Origin of the sequence: Streptomyces sp. SD31 (assembly GCF_052068475.1) — a bacterium.
Classification (GTDB): domain Bacteria; phylum Actinomycetota; class Actinomycetes; order Streptomycetales; family Streptomycetaceae; genus Streptomyces.
Window position 1 is genome coordinate 600,300 of record NZ_JBQHCX010000002.1, and the last position, 22,306, is coordinate 622,605.

Below are 22,306 nucleotides of genomic sequence, written 5' to 3' on the forward strand. Positions count from 1 at the left end.
CGTGTCACGTTTGCGCCGGCGGACGTACTCACCCAACAGGGGTGAACTCCACCGGAAGCGTACGCAGTCCGCGCATGATGAGGCCGCCCCGCCACCGCAACTCGGCCTGATCCACCGCGAGTTCCAGATCCGGGAGGCGGGTGAGGAGCGTGGCGAGGGCGGTCTGGCCCTCCAGGCGGGCGAGCGGGGCGCCGAGGCAGTAGTGGATGCCGTGGCCGTAGCCGAGGTGCTGGTTGTCGCGGCGGCCGAGGTCGAGGACGTCGGGGTCCGCGAACCGCTCCGGGTCACGGTCGGCGGCGGCCAGCACGACGAGGACGGGATCGCCGGGTGCGATGTGCTGCCCGCCGATGGTGAGCGGTTCGGTGGCGAAGCGCCAGGTGGCGAGTTCGACGGGGCCGTCGTAGCGCAGGAGTTCCTCGATGCCGGTTTCGAGGAGGGCGGTCTCCTTCGCGGCGAGGGAGGTCTGGAGGCGGGCGCGCTGCTCGGGGTGGGTGAGCAGGGCGTAGGTGCCGTTGCCGATGAGGTTGACCGTCGTCTCGAAGCCGGCGAACAGCAGGATGAAAGCCATCGCCGCGGCCTCGTTCTCGGTGAGGTGCTCGCCGTGGTCGGAGGCGCGGATGAGGCCGGAGATGAGGTCCTCGCCGGGGGTGGGCGTGTCGGGGAGTGCCTCGCGCTTGCGGTGGATGAGGTCGGCGAGATAGCCGCGCATCTTCTTCACGGACCGTGCGACGCCGCCCCGGGGGCCGCCTTGATGCCGGATCATCATGCCCGCCCAGTCCCGGAAGTCGTCCTGGTCCTCGCGGGGGACGCCGAGCAGGTCGCAGATGGCGTAGATGGGCAGCGGGAAGGCGAACTCGTGGATCAGGTCGGCGCTCCCCTTCTGCGCGAACCCGTCGATGAGCCGGTCCGTGAGCTCCTGCACCCGGGGGGCGAACTCGGCGACGCGGCGAGGGGTGAAGGCCTTGGAGACGAGCCTGCGCAGGCGGGTGTGATCGGGCGGGTCGATGTTCAGCAGGTGCGTCATCAACTCGGCCTTGCGCTCACCCGGGATGCCCGTCTTGCCTTTGGCGTGGGCGGGTTCGTCGTGGTGGGCCGGGTTCTTGGAGAGGCGGGCGTCGGCGAGGGCCTGCTTGGCGTCGGTGTAGCGGGTGACCAGCCAGGCCTCGACGCCGCTGGGGAGGCGGGTGCGGTGCACTGGCGCGTGCTCGCGGAGCCAGGCGTAGGCCGGGTAGGGGTCGGTGGCGAACTCCCAGGTGAAGAGTTCGGGGGACTGGGGGGTGGGGCCGGTGGGGGTGGGCTGGTTGGTCACTCCTTGACGGTATCCGGAGCGTCGGCCGGGGTACTGCCGGGTGGTGTGGGGAGCGTTTCGAGGAGGCCTTCCGGGTCTGCGGCTTCCGCCTTGCGGCGCCACTCCTCGGCTTCCGTGGCCTTCCCTCGCTTCTCCAGTAGCTCGGCGATGTACGACTCAACCTCAGTGGCTCCCCGTGCATGGCCCGCGAGATACCACGACAGTGCCTCCTTCTCCTGGCCGAGTTCCTCCAGTTCGACGCCGAGGTTGACCGCCCCGGACGCGTCGCCGCCTTCCGCCGCCTGCCGGTAGAGGGACACCCAGTCGGCGCCCTCCCGATCTTCGAGAAGAAGCCCGAGGTTGTTCGCGGCGCGCGCGTCACCCCACGCTGTCGCATACCGAAGCCACGCCTCCGCGTCCTCCTGCCTGCCCCAGTGGTACAGCAGAACGCCGAGACTGCCCGCGACCTCGCGGCGGCCCGCGGCCGCGGCCTTGCGGTACCAGCGCAGCGCCTCCTCCTCACGTCCGAGCCCCACCAGCATGTCGCCCAGTTCGTGCGCCGCGTCCCCCTCACCCGCCGACGCCGCCGCGCGCAGCCAGTGCTCGGCCCGCTCCCGCAAGAGGCTGCCCAGCCGCGCCGCGGCCTTCGCGCTGCCCGCCGCAGCCGCCCGCTCCAGATACGGGAGCGCACCGCCCTCCTCCCCCCGCCCCCGCAGAATCTCCGCCAGTTCCACGGCCGCCCACGCGTCCCCCGCGTCCGCCGCCCGCCGCAGCCACTCCTCACGCTCGTCCCCCTCGGTACGCCGAGCGAACCCGAGCGCCACCGCCGCGTCCCCCGCCTCCACGCGGTCGTGCAACGCGGTGCGGGCCGCGTCCAGGACGGCCGGGAAGTCCAGCGGAGCGTCCGGCTCCCGGGCCGCGTCGAGCAGTGTCCACCACACCTCGTCCGGCACCGGCTCCAGATCGCCGCCCGACCTCAGCGCCTCCGAGACAAGCGCCCCGTACGCCCGCCAGGTGCCGTCCGCCTCGCCCGCCACCAGCAGCCCCGAAACCCCGAACATCGGCGCCGTCGCCCAGGCGAGAGCATCCTCGAACGACTCCCGGTCCTCCGCCCGGTACAGCTCCTGGACCCTCCTGAGCAGCTCGGCCGGTACCGCTCCCGTGACCCCACAGCGGGCGAGGTCGATCGCCGCCCGGACCAGTAACTGCCCGCGTGGGTGCTCCAGTTGGGTTCCCACGCGACGCCATTCGTCGAACAGGTGGTGTCCGACGGCGAAGTACGTGGCCACGCCCTCCCGGCCGCTCCACATGTACGCCGGATACGCACGCCGGTCGTCGAGCGCCGCCAGCCGCGCCAGCTCCGCCTCACTCCACTCGCGCCCGAGCTCCACCGTGCGGGCCGCGGCGACGACCCGGTCGCCCGGGGCGGTCCCGGCCCGGCGCCGGTAGTACCCGTCGGGGCTCATCGTCGCGAGCACGACGGCACCAAGATCGTTGAGGCGTCCCAGGAGCCGGAGGTCCAGGCCGCCCGTGCCGAGATGACCGGTCAGCTCGTCCAGCCAGATGACGTATTTGCCGGGGTTGCCCTGGAGGGTGGCCGCCAGCGGCCGGAGGTCCTCGCCCGGGTCCGGGGCGTACAGGCGGTGCCCCTCCAGTGACCGCACGCCATGCCATGCGGTGTACGACTTGCCCACGCACGGCTCGCCCAGGATCAGCACGAGGCTGTTGCCGGCAATTTGGGCACGCAGCTCCTCGTCGCAGTCGCGCGGCACATACGGCGGCACGTCGGGCAGCCCGGGGACGGGACGGGTCGGGCGTACACCGAACTCCCGCGGCCCCACCTCCCCCACCGGCCGCCACTGCGCCGGAGCGGGAACGGTGCCGTAGTGGTTGTACTGCACGCCCACGACACGGTGGTGGAACGTGGAGTCGCGGAAGTCGACGTGGTCACCGGCCACGTGGTCACCGATGACTAGCTCGGCGGCACTAAGGATCACCTCACGGGCGTTGTCACCGGTCACGGGGGCGGCGTAGTCGGCCCCGATGGCCTTGAGGGCGGAGAACTCCTGGGGATGGTTTCTGCGCAGGACCACCAGCAGACTGACCCAGTCGCGAGCGTCCGCGCTGTGCATGGACGCCATCCCGGCTGTCCGGGCCCAGAGGTCCACCGCTCCGGGAACGCTCGACCGTTTCAGCGCTTGCAAGACCTCCTGCGAAGTCTCCCGCGAGTCGACCATGGCGCGCGTCAGCGCGTCCCTCAGCTCCTCCAACGACTCCCTTGGCACACCGGCCCCCCGCCTCGCTCCCGCCCGTTGGCCCAACGGTACTAAGGGGACACCCCCTCAGCAGCCCTCACCGCATCCCGGTATGCCCGTGCGGCAACCCTCAGGGCCGCCTCCGGATCCACCCCGGCCGCCTCCGCCCGGACCGCCATCGCGAGCAGCTCGTACCCGATGCCCTCCCCCGCCGGCAGCGGCACCTCCAGCCCCGCCGTGCGCACCCGGGACGCCAGCTTCGCCGCGAGGGCGAGGCCCGGCTGGCCGAGGGGTATGCCCTCCGTCACCGAGTTCCGCTGCTTCTCGACGGCCTTGGTGCGCAGCCAGTGCTCCTTGACCTCCTCGGGCGTCGTCGCCGTCTCGTCGCCGAAGACGTGCGGATGGCGATGGATGAGCTTGGTGACGATGCCGCCGGCCACGTCGTCGATGGAGAAGGGGGACTCCGGGTCCTCCTCGGCGATCCGCGCGTGGAAGACGACCTGCAACAGGACGTCGCCCAGTTCCTCGCGGAGCTCGTCGCGGTCGCCGTCCTCGATCGCCTCGACGAGTTCGTACGCCTCCTCGATGCCGTACTTCGCCAGGCCCTTGTGGGTCTGCTGGGAGGACCACGGGCACTCGGCGCGGATGCGGTCCATGACCTGGACGAGGTCGAGGAGGCGGGCGCCCGGGAGGTCGTAGGAGGCGGGGAGCAGCTCCAGCTCCGGCATCCGGACGCGGCCGCTGCCCGCCAGGCGGGCCAGGCCGTCCGTCAGGGCCGGCTCGCCCTCGCCCGTGGCCACGACCACGAGCGTGCGGCCGCCGGCGCACGCGTCGATCAGTTCCTCGGCGGTCGGGGCGGCCTCGTCGACCGCTATCCCGGCCTCGCGCAGATACGGCAGCTGCGGATGCGCGCCGTCCGCGCACAGCACACGGTCGGCGCCGTGCAGCGCCTGCCACGCCGGCCAGGACAGCAGGCCGGGTGCGACACGGTGGCTGGTGGTGAGCAGGACGATGCGGCCGGGGGCGGCTTCGGGACTGGTTGCGTTCACGATCCGAACGTAACCCAAGCCACGCACAACCCCCTGAGTTATCCACAGGCGGGCGGCTCAGCCGTTGTCCACAAGCCGGGCTCAGCGCGGCCCCTCGTTGTCCACAAGCCGGGCGACCCCTGCTGCCGCCCCGCCACTGCGCTACGCCGTCTGCGGCGTCCCCGCCGCCGTCACCTCGCGCACCCACGGCGTTTTCGCGTCGGCCCGGCTGCTCTTCTGGACGTCCCAGGTGCCGTAGCGCGGGTTGAGGTCGATGTCGAGCTTCTTGGACGCCTCGGCCAGGGCGTTCCAGAAGGCCGGCTTGCCGGTGTCGGTGCCGAGCGCGGCGGCGAGTTTCTGGGCCTCGAGCTGGAGGCGGAGGTTTTCGTCGAGGCGCTCGGGGGCGATGCCGTACTGCTGGAGCCAGGCCGTTTCCAGCGCCTTGGCCCCGCCGACCTGCCCTTCCAGCTCGGAGCGCATCTTCTGGAGCTCCTTGCGGGTGACGGTCACTCCCGCGTCCTGCGCGGCGCGGTGCAGCACCTGGTCGAGGACGAGGTTGTGCAGCACGTCGCGCGGGAGGGTGCCCGACTTGGCGATGACCTGCGCGTACTGGGCGTCGTCCGGCACGGCCGCGCGCTGTGCCGCGCGCACCTCACTCACCCTGTTCTCCAGCTGCGCGACGGTGATCCGCTGGCCGCCGACCACGGCCGCCGCTCCCGGATGCGCATCGTTTCCGCAAGCGGTGAGCAAAGGCGCCGCGGCGATCGCGGCGGAGAGCAGGAGCGCGGTGCGACGGCGGCGGTGCAAGGAAACCTCCCGAGGAGATTGTGCGACGGTGCACAAAGTCTTGCGGTGATCGATGGTAGGCAGTCGGCAAGCTCTGGCCAACCCATTCGACCAACGATTCATCAGGACTTCGGGCACCGACGCCTCCCCGGCACGACCCGCACGGCCCACTCGGCCTGCTCGGCCCACTCGGCCCGTGACTGGGTTCGGGAACCGCCGTTCCGCCGGCGTCACATCCGCCGTGCCTCCCCCGCGAGCGGGTGGCCGATGCGGCGGCGGACGTCGTGGGCGAGCTGGGGTCGCCGGAGACGTACTGGTTCTCGTAATACGGCATCTCTTCCGAAGTTGCCGATCACCTGTACTTCTGCACCGTCCCCACCATCGCCTCGGCCTCCCCAAGACAACCCGCCAGCTCCCCGGCACGGCGGATCTCCTCGTCGGTCAGGCCACGCGCGACGGTGATCGCCTCGTGGAGCCCGTCGGCGTTTCCGGCGTGGATCATCTTGAAGAACCACTTCAGGGCCTCGACGCTGTCCGGATGTCCGGCAGTGCCGTCCCGGTACCAGCAGGCAGCGATGTACATCGCCCCGTCATGCCCCGACACGGCAGCGTTCACATAACTGCGCAGCGCCTCGGCGTCCTGGTCCATCGCCGCGAGCAGGTCACCGAGGACGACATACGCGTCGTCGACACCACCCTTCGCGGCGGATCGCAGGAGCCCGGCAACAGCATGAGGGTCACGCTTTCCCCACCACAGCTGCGCCAGATTGAACTGAGCATGAGCGTCCCCGTCGTCGGCAGCCTCCTTGAAGAGCCGCTCAGCTTCCGCGAGGTCCTGCGGGACTCCCTGTCCGTTCGCGTAGAGATGCCCCAGGCTTCGCTTACCCACGGCACTGCCCCGGTCAGTGGTCTTCTTGAACCAAAAAGCAGCATCGGAGGGATTCTCCGCGAATTCGAGGAGAATCCCTCCGAGCACATTCTGAGCATCCGTTTCGCCTGATGCTGCCGCCGCCGTCAGCGACGGCAGCATCTCGCCGATTCGGTCAGCAGCAACCAGGTCCCCGTCTTGCGCCGACTCCAAAAGGGAAAGAGCGGTTGCCGCGATGCCGGAGTTCTCATCTGCCACTCGATCATGATACCGCGCCTCTCCTCTGCCCGGTCAACGCCCCGGCCCTCACAGCTATCATGGGTAGCGCAAATTGAGGATGCTCTCCAGCTCTCCGAAGCCATCGATCGCCGGCACCGTCAGGCCTGGCCGTGTCGTGAAATTCAGAGAGTCATCCCGGCGCGATTCAGATCCAGTAGATCGGGATCCTGACGGACCAGTTCCTCCTCGAAGGCAGGCCATCCCTTCTCGCGGACAAATGCCGCCTCGGATGCACCGATCGGGACGAGCCATACCACGGACGTCTCGACCCCGTTCTCCAGAACGACCGACGCGAAGTCGTCGTCGAAGTAGACCGGGAGCGCGGCATACAGGGCCGTCATGGTGCCGCCCGGGATCAGTGGCATGGGCAAAGGGATGACCTCTCCGCGCAGGACCGCCTCCCCGCTGGCCACCAGACGGTCGGCGACCCACTCCAGAACGCCTGGCAGAGGCCCGTGTTCGTCCCCCGGCACCGGGCGGCCGCACGTCAGCAGTTCGAGGTGCTGGTGCCGACCCGACACGCGGGACGTCAGAGGCGTCTTGAACAGACCAATCGTTTCCGAGAGGGCTACTGGGGTCGATATTCCCTTCTTTGGGTGCCAAACTTCTATATTCCTGTAGTCTGGAACGGCTTCATGTCGCTCCATTCCCAGAACAGCTTCCCCGCTGCGCGTTGTTCACTTATCAGCGCCACCAAAGGACTTGGATCCCTGTCTCCCGGAATGTCAACAGCCACATGCCGGTCACCACTCCACTCCCGGACGAAGCCCTCGCGCTGAGCCAGTGAGTTCACTCGATCTGCGAGAGCTGCCACCTCCGCGTGAGTAAGGCCCGGCACAATCAAGGCACGCAATGTCCGGTGGCCGCCGGAAGAGACAACCTCGGTCAGCATGTCGTCCTCATCGATCCGTACGACGTCGAACAACGAAAGTCCGTAGATACGGAACGGAATGCATTGCATGACGAAAAGACCATCGTCGCGATGGCCGAGCCAGATCTGCTCCAACTGATCTGGCAAGTCGAAAGGCGCGAGATCCACCATGGCAATGCGCTGCCGTTCGGACAGGATCGCAGGGTCATCGTGAACGATGTAGGTCTTGGTCACAAAATCACTCCTGAGGCTCTCTGCCAGCATAAGCGGTCCAGGCACCCCAGCAGAACGCCGGGGTGCCTGGCCGTATGGCTGGACTATTAGACCTTGTAGGGACTTATCCCATAGGTCTTCTCCCAGCCATTCCTCATATTCACCGGCCACCACGGTGGCGGCCAGTCTCCCTTGTAGTTCGGCGGCGGGGTCTTCGGCGCGACGCGATCACGCTTCGAGCTGTTGCAACGCCTGCATGCAGGAGTCGTGTTCGCGTCGGTCAGGTCGCCATTGTTGATCCTGGCGTCTACGTGGTCGATCGCCTGAGCTGGATTCGCCCGGCAGTACGAGCACAGCGGCGGCGTAGACCCCTGTGGCGCATTTACCCCGACGTTGTAGTCGCCGAGCATCGATGCCGGAATGCCCTCGCCGGCTCCATGGCCGCCCCTCGATCCTGCCGGGATGTCGTAAATCTCGTGGCCGCCGTTGACCGAGCACGCGATGGGTTCGTTCTTGTTGTGAACGAGGACCTCCACATTTCCGGCCGCCACGTGGTACGTGTGCAGGCCATCGATGCTGAGGTCGTAGGTGACGCGCTGTGCCGTGTACGCCTTGACGTCGACGATCTTGGTCGGTGCACCGTCCCCGTTCTGGAGCTTGTGGCCCGCCTTGAGGTCGCCGGCCTGGGTCCAGGCGTTGCGGCTGACCTCGTAGAACTGGTGGTGCTTGGTGGTCTGGATCGTTTTGGGACCGGCCTTGGTGTCAACGATCACGTCGACGTAGTTGCGGTCGGTCTTGGTGACGATCACCGCCTTGACCCGGTGCTTCTCCTTCTTCTTCTTGCCGGGCTCGGCCGTCAGGACCCAGTCCCCGGCCTTGACCTCGGAGATCGGCTTGGTGATGGCGTTCGCCATCAGGACGCCGGTGCTGCCGGTGAAGCTGTGCGGAGTGCAGCCCTTCGACTTGGGCCCGTACTTGCTGACCGCCGCCCCGAACACCCCCCCGGTGACGGCCCCGACAGCCGACGCCTTGGCCGCGCCGCTCGCGCTGCACCCCTCCTCGCTGGCCGCGCAGGAGACGCCGTATCCGACCGCGCCCTCCGCGGCGCCGCCCGCGGCGCCCATCGCCGCGCCCTGCGTGACCTTGCCGCCGACGCCGGCGAGCAGGCGGCCCACCGCGCCGGAGGCCGCTCCGCCGGCCGCGCCGCCCAGGGCACCGGTGGCAGCGCCGATGGCGACCGCGCCCAGGAAGCCCCCGACGGACTTGGGACCGTCGCTCATCAGGTAGCCCACGCCATTGGCCGCCGCGCCCGCGAGCGCCGCGCAGCCGATCACACCGGCGCCGGCCGTGGCCGCCGTACAGCCGGCGAAGACCACCACACCCACCGCCACCGAGGCGATGGTCGCGGCGTGCTGCTTGACGAAGTTGGCTGAGGCCTTCGCCGCCTTCTTGACGGCTCTGCCTATCTTCTTGACCGCCTTCTTGGCCGCCTTGACCGCCTTCTTCGCCACGTGTTTGACGGCCTTGGCGACCTTGCGCACCGTCTTCTTGACGTGGTGGACGACCTTGTGGACGACGCGTTTGACGCGTTTGTAGGTGCGTTTGACGTATCTCTTGACCTTCTTGACGCTGTCCGCCACATAGCGGACGGTCTTGCGGACCGTGCGATACACCTTGCGGGAGACCTTCTTGACCGCCCGCTTGACCTTCTTCACCGCCTTGCGGACCGCCTTCGCCGCCCGCTTGACCGTGTGCTTGGTCTTCTTCCAGGCCGACTTCGCGACCTTCTTGACCTTCTTCGTGACCTTCTTGACGGCCTTCTTGATGAACTCGAACCAGTGGCCGGTCGGGTCCACACCCGTCATCGGGTTCTGGTTGGCGTAGGCGTACTGGTTGGCGTTCACCGACGACGGCAGCGGGTCGTTGGACACCGTGTCCCGGCTGTTGAACTGGCCGGTCTGCGGCGAGTACCAGCGCGCCGCCATGTTCACCTTGGCCGTGGCCGGGTCCGTCCAACCGGACTGATAGCCCAGGTTGCCCAGCATCCCCGCCGACGTCGCCGCCTTGCCGAACGGCGTGTACGTCGTCGACCCGGTCAGCGCCTCACCCGTGTCCGTGAACTGGGCCACCACGTCGTCGTGGATGTCCGTCAGCACCTGCACCGACGACGCGCCCGTCTTCACGCCCACCAGCGAACCGTCCACGTTGCGGCTGTAGACGGACGAACCGTCCGAGGCCACCTCGTTCCCGGCACCGCTGTACTGGAAAGCGAAGACCTCCGAGCCCTGCTCGTCCTTGGCGCTCAGGACACGATCCAGACCGTCGTAGACGTACGTCCGATCGCCCTCACTCATCACCCGGTTGAAGGCATCCGCCTTCATCGGGGTTTGCACCCCGCCCTCGTCCGTGACCGAACTCAGCGTGCCGCGCGCGGTGTACGCGTACGTGCTGTGCCCGTCCGAGGTGAGCCGGTTACGGGCGTCGTACGTGTACGTGTCGCCGCCCACCCGGGTGCGGTTACCGGACCCGTCGTAGCCGTAGACCTCCGTCGTCGTCCCGTTGTTCCACGACGTCAGGCGGTTCGCCCAGTCGTACTCGTAGGTGTTCGCCGACGCGCCCGCCACACCCGTCGTCGTCTTCGACTTGAGGTTGTCGTTCTCGTCCCATCCGTAGGAGATGGACGACAGCACCTTGCCCGTGGGCGAGGTCAGCTTGTCACTGGTCAGCCGCTCCAGAGCGTCGTAGGAGAAGTCCCGCTTGGACTTTCCGGTGCCGTAGTCGATCTGCGTGACGTTGTTGTCGGTGTTGTAGTTGTAGGTCATCGTCGAGCCGGTGACCCCGTCGTTGACCGTCTTCAGCCGACCCGCTGTGTCGTACCCGTAGGTCGACGTACCCGACGCGTCCGTCCGTGTGGTCATCGCCCCGTCGCCGTCGTAGGCGAAGGACGAGGTGCCCGACGGGCCGGCCGTCGACAGCAGCAGACCGCGGTCGTCGTAGGTGAAGGTGTTCAGCTCCGTACCCACACCCGCGACGGCCGTGACCCGGTCGTCGGAGTCGTACGCGTAGGTGTGGTCGACCGTGGTGGCCTCCGCACCCGCGCCGGTCTGTTTGGTCAGCCGGCTCTTCTCGTCGTAGTCGTTGGTGACGACCACACCGCCCGGGGAGCGCTGCTCCCTCACCCGACCGTTCGCGTCGTACACCGTGGTGAAGGTGCGGTCGGCGGCGTCCGGGTGGGCCGGGGTGGACGGTTCGATCAGTGACTCGGGCAGCCCCCAGGTGTTGTACGTGGTGATGAAGGAATTGGTACGGCCGTCGGTGAAGCGCGTGCGGTTGCCCGCCGCGTCATAGCCGAAGGTCGTGGTGATGGACTCGGTCGCCGAGACCGGCTCGACCGCCTTGGTGACCAGGCCGGTGGCATCCAGGGTGAACGTGGTGGTGTGGCCGCGGTAGTCGGTCACCGACACCGGGTTGCCCGCCCGGTCGTACTCGGAGCGGCTGGTGCGCAGCACCGCGCCGGTCGCGTCCAGGTCGCTGGTGGCGACCAGCTGGCCGTAGCCGTCGTAGGTGTTCTTGGTGCTCGTCTGGTCCTGGTCCTTCGCGGTGAGGACCTCACCGTCCATGTTGTAGGTGAACGTCGACACGTTGCCTGCGGGGTCGGTCACCTCGGTGACTTCGCCCAGGGCGTTGTACTTGTACGACTCCGCCACACCCGTCGGGCTCACCATGCGGGACAGCTCGCCGCCGGGCGCGTTGTACTCGTTGATCGCCGTGTACGCCCGCTGCGTCGGCTGACGCACGATGTCCGTGCTGGTCAGCTCACGCCCCAGGTAGTCCCATGTGGACTCCTGACGCGCCCCGTTGGGGCTGGTCGCCGACAGCAGGTCGCCGTTGGTGTCGTACGTGAACGTCGACTTCGCGGCGCCCGGCTCCGTGACCGAGGCCAGATCTCCGAGCTGCGTGTAGGTGTACGTGGTGCGGTTGCCCAGTGGGTCGACCTCGGCGGTGACCTGGCCGAGCTTGTTGTACTCGTTCCAGGCGGTGGCCGTGATCGGTGTCGTGGACCCGGGTGGGGTGTAGTTCGGCAGTCTGGTCGAGGTCTCCTGGCCCTCGGCGTCGTAGGCGGTGACCGTGACGTTGCCGAGCGGGTCGGAGGTCTCGGTCATCTCGCCGAAGGTGTTGTACCCCATCATCGACACCGGGCGAACGGCCGTGGAAGTGCCGCCGTTCGTCTCGGCGTTGACGACCGGCTCGGTGACGGTGGTCTGCTGGGCGGCCTCGTCGTACCCGTAGTCGGTGGTGTTGCCCTTGGCGTCGGTCATCGACACGGGCAGTCCACGCTGGTCCAGCTTCCATGTGGTGGTACGGACCGAGCTGCCGGCCGCCGGGAGTGTGCCGCCCCGCACCGCGGACACCTGAGCCGCGGTGAGCGCCTCGCCGTAGACCTGGACGTCGTCCAGGCCGCCCTTGTGGGGCAGGGAGTAGCCGGAGGGGCCCTTGAAGCGGCCGAGCTGCAGCGTGCCGGTGGACTCCCAGGCGCCGGCGAACGCGGTCTCCTGCGCCAGCGTGCCGTTGACGTAGAGCCGCATCATCGCGGCGTCGGCGTCGTAGACCCCCGCGAGGTGCGCCCAGGTGCCCGCGGTCACCGCGGACAGTCCGGAGCTCACGCTCGCGCCGGTCGGCGGCTGGACGTCCGCCTTGGTGCGGGCGAAGCTCCAGCCGGTGCTGGCGGAGTAGTACAGCGCGAAGCCGTAGGTGGCCTGGCCGTCCTGCGAGACCAGCATGCGGGTCGTCGCGGTGTCGTCCATCTTCGCCCAGGTGGCGACGGTGAAGCTGCCGTTGCTGTTGACGGCGGGCGTCTTCGACTGGCCGTACGCGTTGGCGGTGCCGTCGAAGGTGGCCGAGCCGCTGCGGTCGGTGCCGTAGGTCATGCCCGAGCCACGGGTGACGGTGTTGTTGCCGCCCGAGGAGTCGGCCGCGGTGCTGCCGCCGCTCTCGTCGAGCTTCCAGCGCCCCACCGGAGCCGTCGTTCCGTCGTGGACGGTCATGCCGGTGACGTTGCCGAGGTTGTCGTACAGCGTGTCGACCGTGCTGACCTCACCGGTCGCCGGGTCGGTCTCGCTCTCCCTGACGACATTGTCGTCCGGGTCGTAGGACACCTTCGTGGTGCGGTTCAGGCCCGCCGGGTCGAGTATCTCCGACGTGACGCGGTCGGCCGCGTCCACCGTAAAGGTGGCCGTGGTCTGGCCGTCGTTGGTCACCTGCTTGATCAGGTTCCCGGCCATGTCGTAGGTGTTGGACTCCTCGACGAACTGCTTGCCGTTCTTCGGGTCCTTGCGCACGACCGTCGCCGGCATGCCGTCGTCGGTGTAGGTGTACGCGGTCACCCAACCCATCGAGTCGGTGATCGACGCGAGCCGGCCCGCCGGATCGTACGCCCGCGACTCCTGGACCAGCGTCTTGGCCGACTCGGGGTTGTTCGGGTCGCCGGTGTAGTTGAGCAGGTTGGTCGTCAGCGGCCGGCCCTCGGCGTCGAAGGTGTAGGTGTTGACGTTCCCCTCGGGGTCGGTCTCCTTCACCTTGTTGCCGTAGGCGTCGTACTCGAACGACGTGAACGACGTGGCGCTGCCGCCCGGGTCCGTCCGCGTGGCGACACGGTTGTAGGCGTCGTACGTCATCGACGTCGTCCGCGAGGCGTCACCGCCGGTCAGGTCGGCGACGGTCTGCGAGGTGACGTTGCCGTCGTAGTCGTAGGCCGTGGTCGTCTTCGCCTGGTGCACCGCGCCGGTGACCCGGTTGGTGACCGACGGGGCGGTCTCGGTGAGGACCTGGTCGTTCTTGTCGTACGTCCAGGTCGTGGTCAGGCCGGCCGGGTGGGCGTCGGATATCTCCTTCTTCGCGATCGGCCGGCCCAGGTTGTCGTAGGTGTTCTGCACCTTGGCGCCGCCTGCGTCGACGACCTCGGCGAGGTCGCCGTTGGCGAAGTAGACGTGCTTCGTCTTCCTGCCGCCCGGCGTCGTCACCGTGTCGACCAGACCCGCCGGCGCCACCGCCGTACCGCCCTCGGCCGCCGGGGTCGAGGAGGTGGTGTAGGTGGTGGAGGCGGTGCGGCCGTTCGGATGCCCGGCAACCGGCGGGCTGGTCACCGACAGCAGGTTGCCGCCGGTGTCATAGCTGTAGCTGGTCAGATAGGTGTTGTCCGTGGCGGACGTGGAACGGGCGTCCCGCTCGGTCAGGAGCAGGTCGTTGCGGGGGTCCATCGCCGGGAACGCGGTGGTCGCGTCCGGGTAGTAGGTGTAGTAGTCCGTGGCGCACTTGTTCGCGGCCGTGTCCTGGCAGTCGGTCTGGGAGACCGTGTTGCCGCGGACGTCGTGACCGGTGATGCTGCGGTTGCCGTTGGCGTCGGTCACGGTGTGCAGGAAGCCGCCCGTGTCGTAGCCGTACGTCGTCCGCTTGCCGTTGGTGTCGATCGCGGCCAGCAGGCGGTTGCCCATCTCCGCGTCGTACACGTACGTCAGCGTCTTCTCGTACGGGTCGGTGAGCGTGACCGTGCGCACCGGCGCGATGCCGGAGGACGCCTTGTACGCCGACCAGTGCTGCTCGACGTCGTCCGCGCTCAGCGAGTGGTCGTACGCCGCGACCTCGGCGATGGAGCCGTTGAAGAAGCTCACGTCACCGGGGGACTGGTACCAGTACTTGCCGAAACCGGCACCGACGAAGGTGCGGGTGTTGGACTGGTCCTTGGCCTCGCCGCTGTAGTCGGCCTGCTTGACGCCGTCGAGGTAGAGGGTCTGGGTCGTGCCCGAGGCGGACAGGACCGCATGGTGCCAGGTGTTGTCGTTGACGGTCTTCGTCGAGCCGAAGGCGATGCCGCTGGAGCTCGACGCGCTCCACCAGTGGCCGTGCAGCTTGCCGTCGGCGCCCACGTACAGCAGCGGGTTCCAGCTGCCGGTCGGGGTCGCGCCGGTCGGCGGCTGCGACTGGTCGGACAGGATCACACCGGGGCTGCCGGTCTTGAACCACAGCTCGACGGCGCGCTGGGACGAGCCGTGCCACGGGGTGAACGGGATCTCGGCGTACGACGACGTCCCGTTGAAGGACGCCGCGGTCACGTCACCGGTCCCGAACGGCCCCGCCACACCCTGCGTGACGGTGCTGTACGTGCCGGAGCCGGTGTGGATCTCGTTGGCGGCCTGCGCGGCGCCTCCCGTGTCGGCCAGCCGCCAGTAGCCGTTGGGCGCGGAGCCCATCACGGCGGAGCGGTAGACCTGCGAGGAGCCGGTGACCGTGGGCGGGTTGAGCTTCCAGGTGCCGCCGTCGCCGTCCGTGACCTGCTTGACCAGGTCGTCGGTGGTGCCGTACACCACCTGGGACTGGGTCTTGAGGTTGGGCGTGGTGATCTTGTTGAGCAGGCCGGCGGACCGCTTGGCGGCCTGGTACTGCGCGGTGATCACCGACGGGTCGAGGGGCTCGGAGTAGATGGCGACCTCGGCCAGCTGGCCGGTGTAGTGCCCGAGCTTGTCGGTCGTGTTCATCGCGGGCCAGCCCTGGGTGTTCACACCCGCGCCGAGCGAGATGTAGGGCTGCTCCCAGTCGTTGATGGTGCCGGTGAGGGAGCCCTGGGACACGCCGTCGAGATAGAGGGTCTGGCTGTTGGCCCGACCGGTGAGGACCGCGTTGTGCCACGCGCCGTCGGTGACGGTGGCGGTGGAGACGATGGTCGGGCTGCAGCTGGGGGACATGGCCAGGCAGCCGCGCAGCTTGCCGTCGGTGCCGACGTACACCGCGGGGGTGTTCTTCGTCGTGTTGTTCACCGGGTCGGCGTCGCTCAGCGGCTTGTCGCCGTAGTAGAACAGCACGCCTCCGGCCGTGGTCGTCTTGAACCACAGGGAGACCGTCATGTACGACGGCGTCGCGCCCGGCGCGGACGGCATCTCCACGTACGACGTGGTGCCGTTGAACGTGGCCGTGGTCTGGGTGGAGCCCGCGAGAACGGACGAGCTGCCCAGGGTCACGTTGTGGTAGAGGCCGTTGTAGCGGCCCTGGTTGATGTCGACCGTGTCCTTGGCGACGGTGGCCCCGGAGGCTTCACCCAGGCGCCAGTAGGCGTACGGGTCGGCGTCCAGCACCGTGGTGCGGTAGTGGTTGCCGGTTGCGTAGCCGTATGTGGTGCAGTGGGCCCAGTCGGCCGGCGGGCAGACTTTCGTCAGCTGGTCGCCGCTGTAGCTGTACTTCCAGGTCTGCGCGGTGTTCGAGTCGCCGGCCGTGGACGGGTCGGTGAAGACCGTCTCGACATGCGCGGTGGTGGCTCCGGTGGGGGTGACCCAGGTCAGGCCCAGCGAGCGCTTGGACGTCTCGTTGGTGATCTTGGTCAGCTGCTTGGACGTGTTGTACGTGAACGTCTCGGTGCGGCCCGCGTAGTCCTTGATGCTGGATATCGCGTACGTGCCCGCCTTCGCGGTGGCCTGCTTGAAGGCGTACTCGGTGAAGTCCTTGTCCGTCAGCGTGTAGCCGCCGCTCACCGCCTGGAACCGGGCATACCGGCCCAGTGGCGGCTGAAACGTTCCGTCGCTGTTGCGGCCGAAGGCGACCTGCTCACCGCCCGGGTAGGTGACGATTACGCTGGTGACCGTGCCCGACGGGTCCTTGACCTCGGCCGCCTTCATGTCGACGACCGTCGACCAGCCGGCGCCGAACGCACTGTCGATCCGCGGGTCGAGGCTGTTGTACGAACGGTCGATCTCCAGCGAGGGGCCGACCACCTCCACATCGGCGTCGGTGTCCTCGGTGGTGTAGTTGCCGTCGGACGGGTCGAACTCGTGCCCGTCGGTGTTCTGGGCCAGGCCCGAGGTGACCGGCGGCTGCGGCACGGCGGTGGTGAAGCGGCTGGAGTACGTCACCTCCTCGTAGCCGTCACTGACCCCCACGTACCACGCGTAGTTCTTGGACCACTTGAGCTTGCCCGTGGGTATCTTCCAGCTGCCCTTGGACAGCGCGCCGGAGGTGGCGACCGGGGTGGTGCTCTCGGAGTCGGCGTCGTAGACCTCGAAGGTGTACGTCAGCGTCGTGTTCGGCCACTTGTCGGCGTCGCTCGCGTAGACCAGCAGCTCCGGCTGAAGGGTGTTGGTCTGGAAGTTCTCCGGCGGGTACTGGGCGTTGACCTGCGGCTTGGTGTTGGGTGCGTAGGTCAGGTCCAGGGACGGGCGCCAGCTCGCCGTGGCCGAGTCCTCGGAGTGGAACTTCTTCCAGTGCAGGGCGTCGCTCGTCGGCGCGGCCAGCGCCAGGCCGTAGTTGGCCCCGCCGGTGGCGACCTGGGTGAACCACGAGGTCGACAGCGTCACCGGCATCTTCACACCGACGCCGGTGCTGCCACTGGTGTTGGTGCACGAGGAGCCGGGGGCCACCGTGGCGGAGCCGATGGAGGAGCCGTACGCCGGACCGGGGTACGTGGTGGTCGTCGACGGCGACCACGACTGGGTCACCGGGTACACGGAGAAGGGCGTGGCGGTGCACGTCGAGGACCACAGCGCCCAGACGTTGAGGGTGGCCGCGGAGACCTTCTGGCCGGAGATCGTCGAGCCCAGTGAGGAGAACTGCAGGAAGGAGTTCGCCTTGGTGGTGCCCGAGTCGTACGAACCGACCTTGATCTGGTTCTCGGCGGAGCGGTCGGCGCTGTAGTCGTTCTGCACGTACGTCGCCTCGCTCGCGGCGAGGACCGTCGTGGGGTCGACGGTGACCGGGTAGACCCGCTTCGGGTCGTCCAGCCAGTCGCGGTCGGCGGTCATCCGCAGCGCCGGTTCGCCGTCCACCGTGGTCAGCTCGTAGGAGACCCGCGGGGAGCGGACGCCCTCGCCGGAGCGCCGGTCGATGCGGGAGTCCTCCATATAGCCGTGCGGGACGGTGGCGGTCACCTTGCCGTCGGCGTCGGTGAACTCCACGTCCCCGTCCTTGGCGACGCGCGGCGTCAGGCCCTTCGCCTCCAGCGGGAAGACCCAGGAGCTGGCCGCGTCCGGCGAGTGCAGGACGAGGTTCTCCTTGAAGCCGTCGGCGATCGGGACGAGTTGCACGTCCGTCTCCGGCAGCACGTCGGCGTAGACGAGGGTGCCGTCCTCGGCCTCGGCCGCCGTGGCCTCGCGCGCGCCGCGCAGCGCGTACGACAGGGTCCGGCCGGCTCCGAAGTCGACGGAGGCCAGCTGCTCGTCGGCGGCGTTCGCGGCGAACGCGACGTCGAGGGAGTTGGCCTTCTGCTCGAACCGGCCGCCCTTGTCCTCGACCAGGCTGGTGTCGATGGGCTTCCAGGTGCCGTCGGCCGCCTTGAAGTTGGCGCGGCCGTTGTAGTGGCGGATCGTGGTGGAGCCGTCCGCGTTGACGTAGTAGTCCGACGTGGCCGTGGACTTCTTGGCGTCGCGCTTGCTGGTGTCGGCGTCGAAGCTCTTGGCCGTGCCCGGGGCCGCGCCGGTCGTGGCCTTCTCGGTCCCGTCGACGGGGCGCTCGTACGCATCGAGCTGCCCCTTGCCCTTGCCGGGCTTACGACCGACACCGCGGTCGGCGCTGGTGGCCGCGGTCGAGGCGCGGTGGCTCTTGCCGCGAGCGGTGCCGCCCTCCTGGTCCGGGGTGTTCGCCGAGGGGGACTCGGAGGCCCATTCCCACAGACCGGACAGCGACAGCTCGGGCATTTTCACAGCCGGCAGCGTGGCCCCGGCGGCCGCCGCCGTTTCGGTGGTGAGCACGAACGTGAACGAGACAAGGACAGAAAGCGCCGTAGCCCTCGCTCTGCGCCTGCCGGCACGACCCGGCGGGAAGAAGCGAGGGCCGTGGACCCAGCGAACGCGCATGGGCAAGCCTTTACTTGAGAAGCTTACAAAGCTTCGAAAGCTTGCACTTTGGAGTCACATAAGTGCCACATAAGGTCGACGTCGTTAGCTGATCTTTATCGGTCCGACCCCACCATCTGCCTGTACGTCACCTTTCGGCCATCTGCACAGCCTGCCGGATCGATTCCGCCACCGTCTCCTTGACGCTTCCGTCAGGCTTCGCGACGGTGACGTTTCCGGCGTGGACCGCCTTCGTGCCCGACGTGCCGTCCACCACGACGAAGCGCACATCGGGGTTCTTCCCGGCGGCGGCCCGCGTGACCTGAACCTGCGAGGTGCCGACCGCCAGGACGACTTCGCACTGACGCTGGATCAGACTGTTGAAGAACGGCCGGACGTTGTCCACCGACTGCGGCCCCGTGACCGGCACGTAGTTGACCCGGGCCCGGGTCTCCAGGGACGCCTTCTGCATCCCCTCCCACACGGAAGCGGCAGGCGTGCCCGGCGCGATGCCCTTCTCTCCCGTCAGCAGGCACGCGTCAACCTCCGTGTACTGGCGCGCACGCGGATCAGGGGGCCCGTCCTGCCCGCCGGTGAGAAGCCACGCGCCCAGCACCCCGAGCACGACGACGACAGCCGCACCGCCCGCGGCCCAGCCCCTGCGGCCCCGCAGCGCACCCGCCGTCGCGGCCATCACACGGGCGACGGCGGCCTTGCGCGCGGGCTTGCCGGCCGGCCCCTTCTTGCTGTCGCGTTTGTTCCCGCGCCAGGTACGCCGGAGTTTCATCGCGGCCGGCTCTCGGACGATCTGCGCAGCAGGCAGTGCAGGGTGGCACCGACCGTGGCGACGAACAGCAGCAGCACATCGGCGGCGTACTGCAGGCCATGGGTCTCCACCGGGGTGAGCAGCGTCTGGGCCACCCACGCCACGTTGACCGCGGTGAAGACCACCGCCGCCAGCCAGTCGGCGCGCGTACCCCGCCGGACGGCCAACACCAGCGACGGTACCGCCGCCAGCATCCCCAGCGTCAGCACCGGTACGGCCGCCAGTGCCGTCCTGGGGAGCAGCCCGGGCCCGGTGCCGGCTCCCGATCGAGCCGCGGGCGCGGCACCAACGTTGTGCTTCACGGCGGTCTACCTCTGCTTCTCGGGAGCGTGCGCATGTATGCACGAGATAAGGACGGCGGCCGTAGAGTACATCCCCCGCCGGACCTCATCGGCCCTGGGGCCCGGCGAGGCAGGGCCGAGCCGACGGTCCGCTCACAGCGGGTGCCGCATCCACACATTGGGCTCGACATACACCGCGTGGTCCCGCTCCGGCTCGCACCGCACCGGTGCCAGGGCGCCGGGCACCTCGATGTCGCCCGCGGTGTCGAAGGGCAGGCCGGTCCAGCGGCGCCATTGTTCCAGTGAGCCGGCGATGGTCATGGAGGCCGGGGCGATGGAGTCGATGGTGGCGCCGGCGCGGGCGTGGACGCGCAGCCACGGGTCGTGGGGCAGGCCGTCGGGGCGTACGCGGCGGGCGTACTCCTCGATGGGGGTGTGCGGTTCGAGATGCTTGGCGTTGGGGCGGACCGGGGCGACGACCTCGCTGAAGCCGTGGGTGCGGGCGTTGTCGCGCATCGCGGAGAGCATCCGGGCGGACAGGCCGCTGCCCTGGGCGTGCGGGGCGATGACGACGGAGATGGCGCTGACCGTGTCGGGCGGGGTGCCGCGGCGCAGGTCGGCGAAGGCCCACACCAGCACTTCGTCCCAGCCTCGCGCGGGCAGTCGGCCACGGCCCTCGGCGGCGAGGGCGAAGGGCACGCTGTAGGCGTGGGCGACGACCTCGCCCCGCTCGTCCTCGGCGAACAGCGCGTACTCCGGAAACTCGTACGGGATCCGGCCGTAGTGGGCGTTGCCCACGGGGTCCTGGGTCGTGAACTCCGGCCACGTGTCCGGCATTTCCTCGACCCGGTCGAGCATCTCGGGGCGGTCGGCGAGGCTCGATACCTTCAGCTCCATGCCGGCCACCGTAGGCACGGGGCGGCGGCACCGGGAAGCGGTTTTCGGCGCACCGCTCGGCGCTTGGGCCGGGAGGCGGGGAGGGCGCAGGGCGGGGTCACCCTCCGCACTGCCGCAGCATCGTCTCCTTGTCGGCGGCGGTCACCGGAAGTTCGTACTTGAGCGACACCTGGGCGAAGCGCACCGCGTACGAGCAGCGGATCCGCTTGTTCGGGGGCAGCCAGGACGCGGGGCCGGAGTCACCCTTGGAGCTGTTGGTGGGGCCGTCGACCGGTATGAGGTTGAGGGGATCGTTGGCGATGTCCTGGCGTTTGCCCTTCGGCCAGCGGGAGGCGCCCATCTGCCAGTCGTACGACAGCGGCATGACGTGGTCGATCTGGACGCTCGTGGCACGGGACTTGGCCCAGTCGATCGTCCGGCCCGTGTACGGGTCGTGCAGGGTCATGGAGGTCACGACGCAGTCCGAGCCGGAGCGGAAGCGGATGTCCTCGCCGTCGCGCTGGAGGAGGTCGTTGCGGGTGTCGCAGCCGTTGCGGGCGAACGGGATGCCGCCCGGGGCCGAGTCCATCCACGCGTAGCCGAACTCGTCGCGGTCGTAGCCCGTCTTCGGGCCCCGGCCCTTCGTCGTCACCTTCTCGATGAGGGCTCGCGCCTCGGCCCGGTCGGCGTCCGAGGTGAGCGGCGCGAGCCCCGGCTCGGTGCCGTCGGGGTTGTCCAGGGGGCTCACGGCGCGACCGGAACCCGTGGCGGGGACGGAGCCGGTGGGCTCGCTGTCCACGGGTAGGTCGACGTTCTCGCACCCCGCCAGTACCAGCACCATGCCGAGCATCGCCGCGGCGCTCGCCGCCCCGCCCCTCAGACGCATCACGATGCGCCCCTCCCTTTGTCGCCCGCTCCGCCCCGCACAGGCGGTTTTTCCCTGGTAAGCCGTCGGGCACACGGTAGCGACCCGGCGCACCGTGGCATCCAAGAGGTCCAGACCACAACGGACTCAGGCGCGCATACCTCATAACTCGGGCGTATCGTCGGTGGTGAGTCGCCCCTGGAAGGAGCTCTGGATGGGCATCTTCGACAGGTTCAAGAACCGCCACGCGCAGGACAAGGCCGGCAACAGGTCCGACGCCGCGGAACGGAAGGTCAACGAGAAGACGGGCAACAAGTACGAGAGCCAGGTCGACGACGCGCAGCAGCGGATGGAACGCGATCTCGGCATGGACCGCGACCTCGGCAGGGACCGCGGCAGGCCCGATCAGCCCTGAGGCCCGATCAGCCGTATGGCCCGTTGAGCCGTAAGGCCCGAGCCCCACGAGGGCCACTCGATCCGAGAACAGAGGCCGCCCGCGGACACCGAGACCGTCTCCCGCGGGCGGCTTCGCACTGCCGGGGCCGCACGAAGCCCCGGGGCGGCCCTTGACCTCAAGTGCGGTTGAGGTCCCAGAGTGATCCGCATGACCACCGAAACCGCGGACATCGCGGACATCAAGGCCGCCCAAGAAGCCGACCGCAAGGCCATCGAGCAGGTCGTCGCCACCGTCGAACGCACCCAGCGCGCCAAGGACCCCGACGGCTTCCTCGCCCTCTTCCACCCCGACGCCCTGTGGACGACCGGCCACGGCAAGGTCCTCATCGGCTTCGACGCGATCGCCGAGTTCACCCGCGCCGTGCTGCCCGCCGCCACCTGGGACGGCGAGGTCACCTACGAGGTCGTCCACACGCAGTTCCTGCGCCCCGACGTGGCGGCCGTCAAGGTCCGGCAGGTCTACCACTCCCCGGACGGCGACCGCGACACCGAGGGCGCACCGCTTTACGTCATGACCAGGCAGGACGACGGAAGGTGGCTCTTGCACGCCTGCCAGAACACCGAGGTGCGGGTCGACGCGTAGCCGGACCGGTCACCGGTCAC

The 22,306-nt window shown here is 69.0% G+C and carries 14 protein-coding genes; 2 read left to right on the forward strand and 12 right to left on the reverse strand.

Going from position 1 to position 22,306, the window contains the following annotated elements:
* Positions 1–28 precede the first annotated feature (28 nt).
* From ACTMVF_RS06685 to ACTMVF_RS06740, 12 genes are all read right to left on the reverse strand, one after another.
* Positions 29–1,309, reverse strand: a complete 1,281-nt coding sequence (locus ACTMVF_RS06685; protein ID WP_441269998.1) for a cytochrome P450 family protein — start codon at positions 1,307–1,309, stop codon at positions 29–31.
* Positions 1,306–3,420 carry a hypothetical protein gene (locus tag ACTMVF_RS06690; RefSeq protein WP_441269999.1) on the reverse strand — a complete coding sequence of 705 codons (2,115 nt, stop codon included), beginning with the start codon at positions 3,418–3,420 and terminating at the stop codon, positions 1,306–1,308. The genes ACTMVF_RS06685 and ACTMVF_RS06690 overlap by 4 nt, the downstream gene beginning before the upstream one ends.
* A gap of 194 nt (positions 3,421–3,614) precedes the next feature.
* Entirely contained in the window at positions 3,615–4,592 is a 978-nt protein-coding gene (locus ACTMVF_RS06695; protein WP_441270000.1) for a nucleoside triphosphate pyrophosphohydrolase, read from the reverse strand.
* Between the two features lie 141 nt (positions 4,593–4,733).
* The gene (locus ACTMVF_RS06700) at positions 4,734–5,378 is read right to left on the reverse strand and encodes a SurA N-terminal domain-containing protein (protein ID WP_441270001.1); all 645 of its coding nucleotides are present in this window, start codon (positions 5,376–5,378) and stop codon (positions 4,734–4,736) included.
* Between the two features lie 331 nt (positions 5,379–5,709).
* The gene (locus ACTMVF_RS06705; RefSeq protein WP_441270002.1) at positions 5,710–6,483 is read right to left on the reverse strand and encodes a tetratricopeptide repeat protein; all 774 of its coding nucleotides are present in this window, start codon (positions 6,481–6,483) and stop codon (positions 5,710–5,712) included.
* Positions 6,484–6,626: 143 nt separating this feature from the next.
* Positions 6,627–7,151: a suppressor of fused domain protein gene (locus ACTMVF_RS06710; RefSeq protein ID WP_441270003.1), complete on the reverse strand. Its 525-nt coding sequence runs from the start codon at positions 7,149–7,151 to the stop codon at positions 6,627–6,629.
* Complete coding sequence (locus ACTMVF_RS06715) at positions 7,112–7,609, reverse strand: DUF4265 domain-containing protein (protein ID WP_441270004.1); 498 nt, start codon at positions 7,607–7,609, stop codon at positions 7,112–7,114. Before ACTMVF_RS06715 ends, ACTMVF_RS06710 begins: the two co-directional genes overlap by 40 nt.
* Before the next feature lie 86 nt (positions 7,610–7,695).
* Positions 7,696–18,315, reverse strand: coding sequence for a LamG-like jellyroll fold domain-containing protein (locus ACTMVF_RS06720; protein WP_441270005.1), 10,620 nt, complete (start codon positions 18,313–18,315; stop codon positions 7,696–7,698).
* 232 nt (positions 18,316–18,547) lie between these two features.
* Complete coding sequence (locus tag ACTMVF_RS06725; protein ID WP_441270006.1) at positions 18,548–19,186, reverse strand: BMP family ABC transporter substrate-binding protein; 639 nt, start codon at positions 19,184–19,186, stop codon at positions 18,548–18,550.
* Positions 19,183–19,527 carry a hypothetical protein gene (locus ACTMVF_RS06730; protein WP_441270007.1) on the reverse strand — a complete coding sequence of 115 codons (345 nt, stop codon included), beginning with the start codon at positions 19,525–19,527 and terminating at the stop codon, positions 19,183–19,185. Before ACTMVF_RS06730 ends, ACTMVF_RS06725 begins: the two co-directional genes overlap by 4 nt.
* Positions 19,528–19,659: 132 nt before the next feature.
* Positions 19,660–20,403 carry an N-acetyltransferase gene (locus ACTMVF_RS06735; protein WP_441270008.1) on the reverse strand — a complete coding sequence of 248 codons (744 nt, stop codon included), beginning with the start codon at positions 20,401–20,403 and terminating at the stop codon, positions 19,660–19,662.
* Between the two features lie 97 nt (positions 20,404–20,500).
* The gene (locus tag ACTMVF_RS06740) at positions 20,501–21,268 is read right to left on the reverse strand and encodes an HNH endonuclease family protein (protein WP_441270148.1); all 768 of its coding nucleotides are present in this window, start codon (positions 21,266–21,268) and stop codon (positions 20,501–20,503) included.
* A gap of 193 nt (positions 21,269–21,461) precedes the next feature.
* Between ACTMVF_RS06740 and ACTMVF_RS06745 the strand changes: the two genes are divergently transcribed.
* Together ACTMVF_RS06745 and ACTMVF_RS06750 are read left to right on the forward strand one after the other, a co-directional pair.
* Complete coding sequence (locus tag ACTMVF_RS06745; RefSeq protein ID WP_441270009.1) at positions 21,462–21,662, forward strand: Rv0909 family putative TA system antitoxin; 201 nt, start codon at positions 21,462–21,464, stop codon at positions 21,660–21,662.
* A 189-nt stretch (positions 21,663–21,851) separates the two neighbouring features.
* Entirely contained in the window at positions 21,852–22,286 is a 435-nt protein-coding gene (locus tag ACTMVF_RS06750; protein WP_441270010.1) for an SgcJ/EcaC family oxidoreductase, read from the forward strand.
* Positions 22,287–22,306 lie beyond the last annotated feature (20 nt).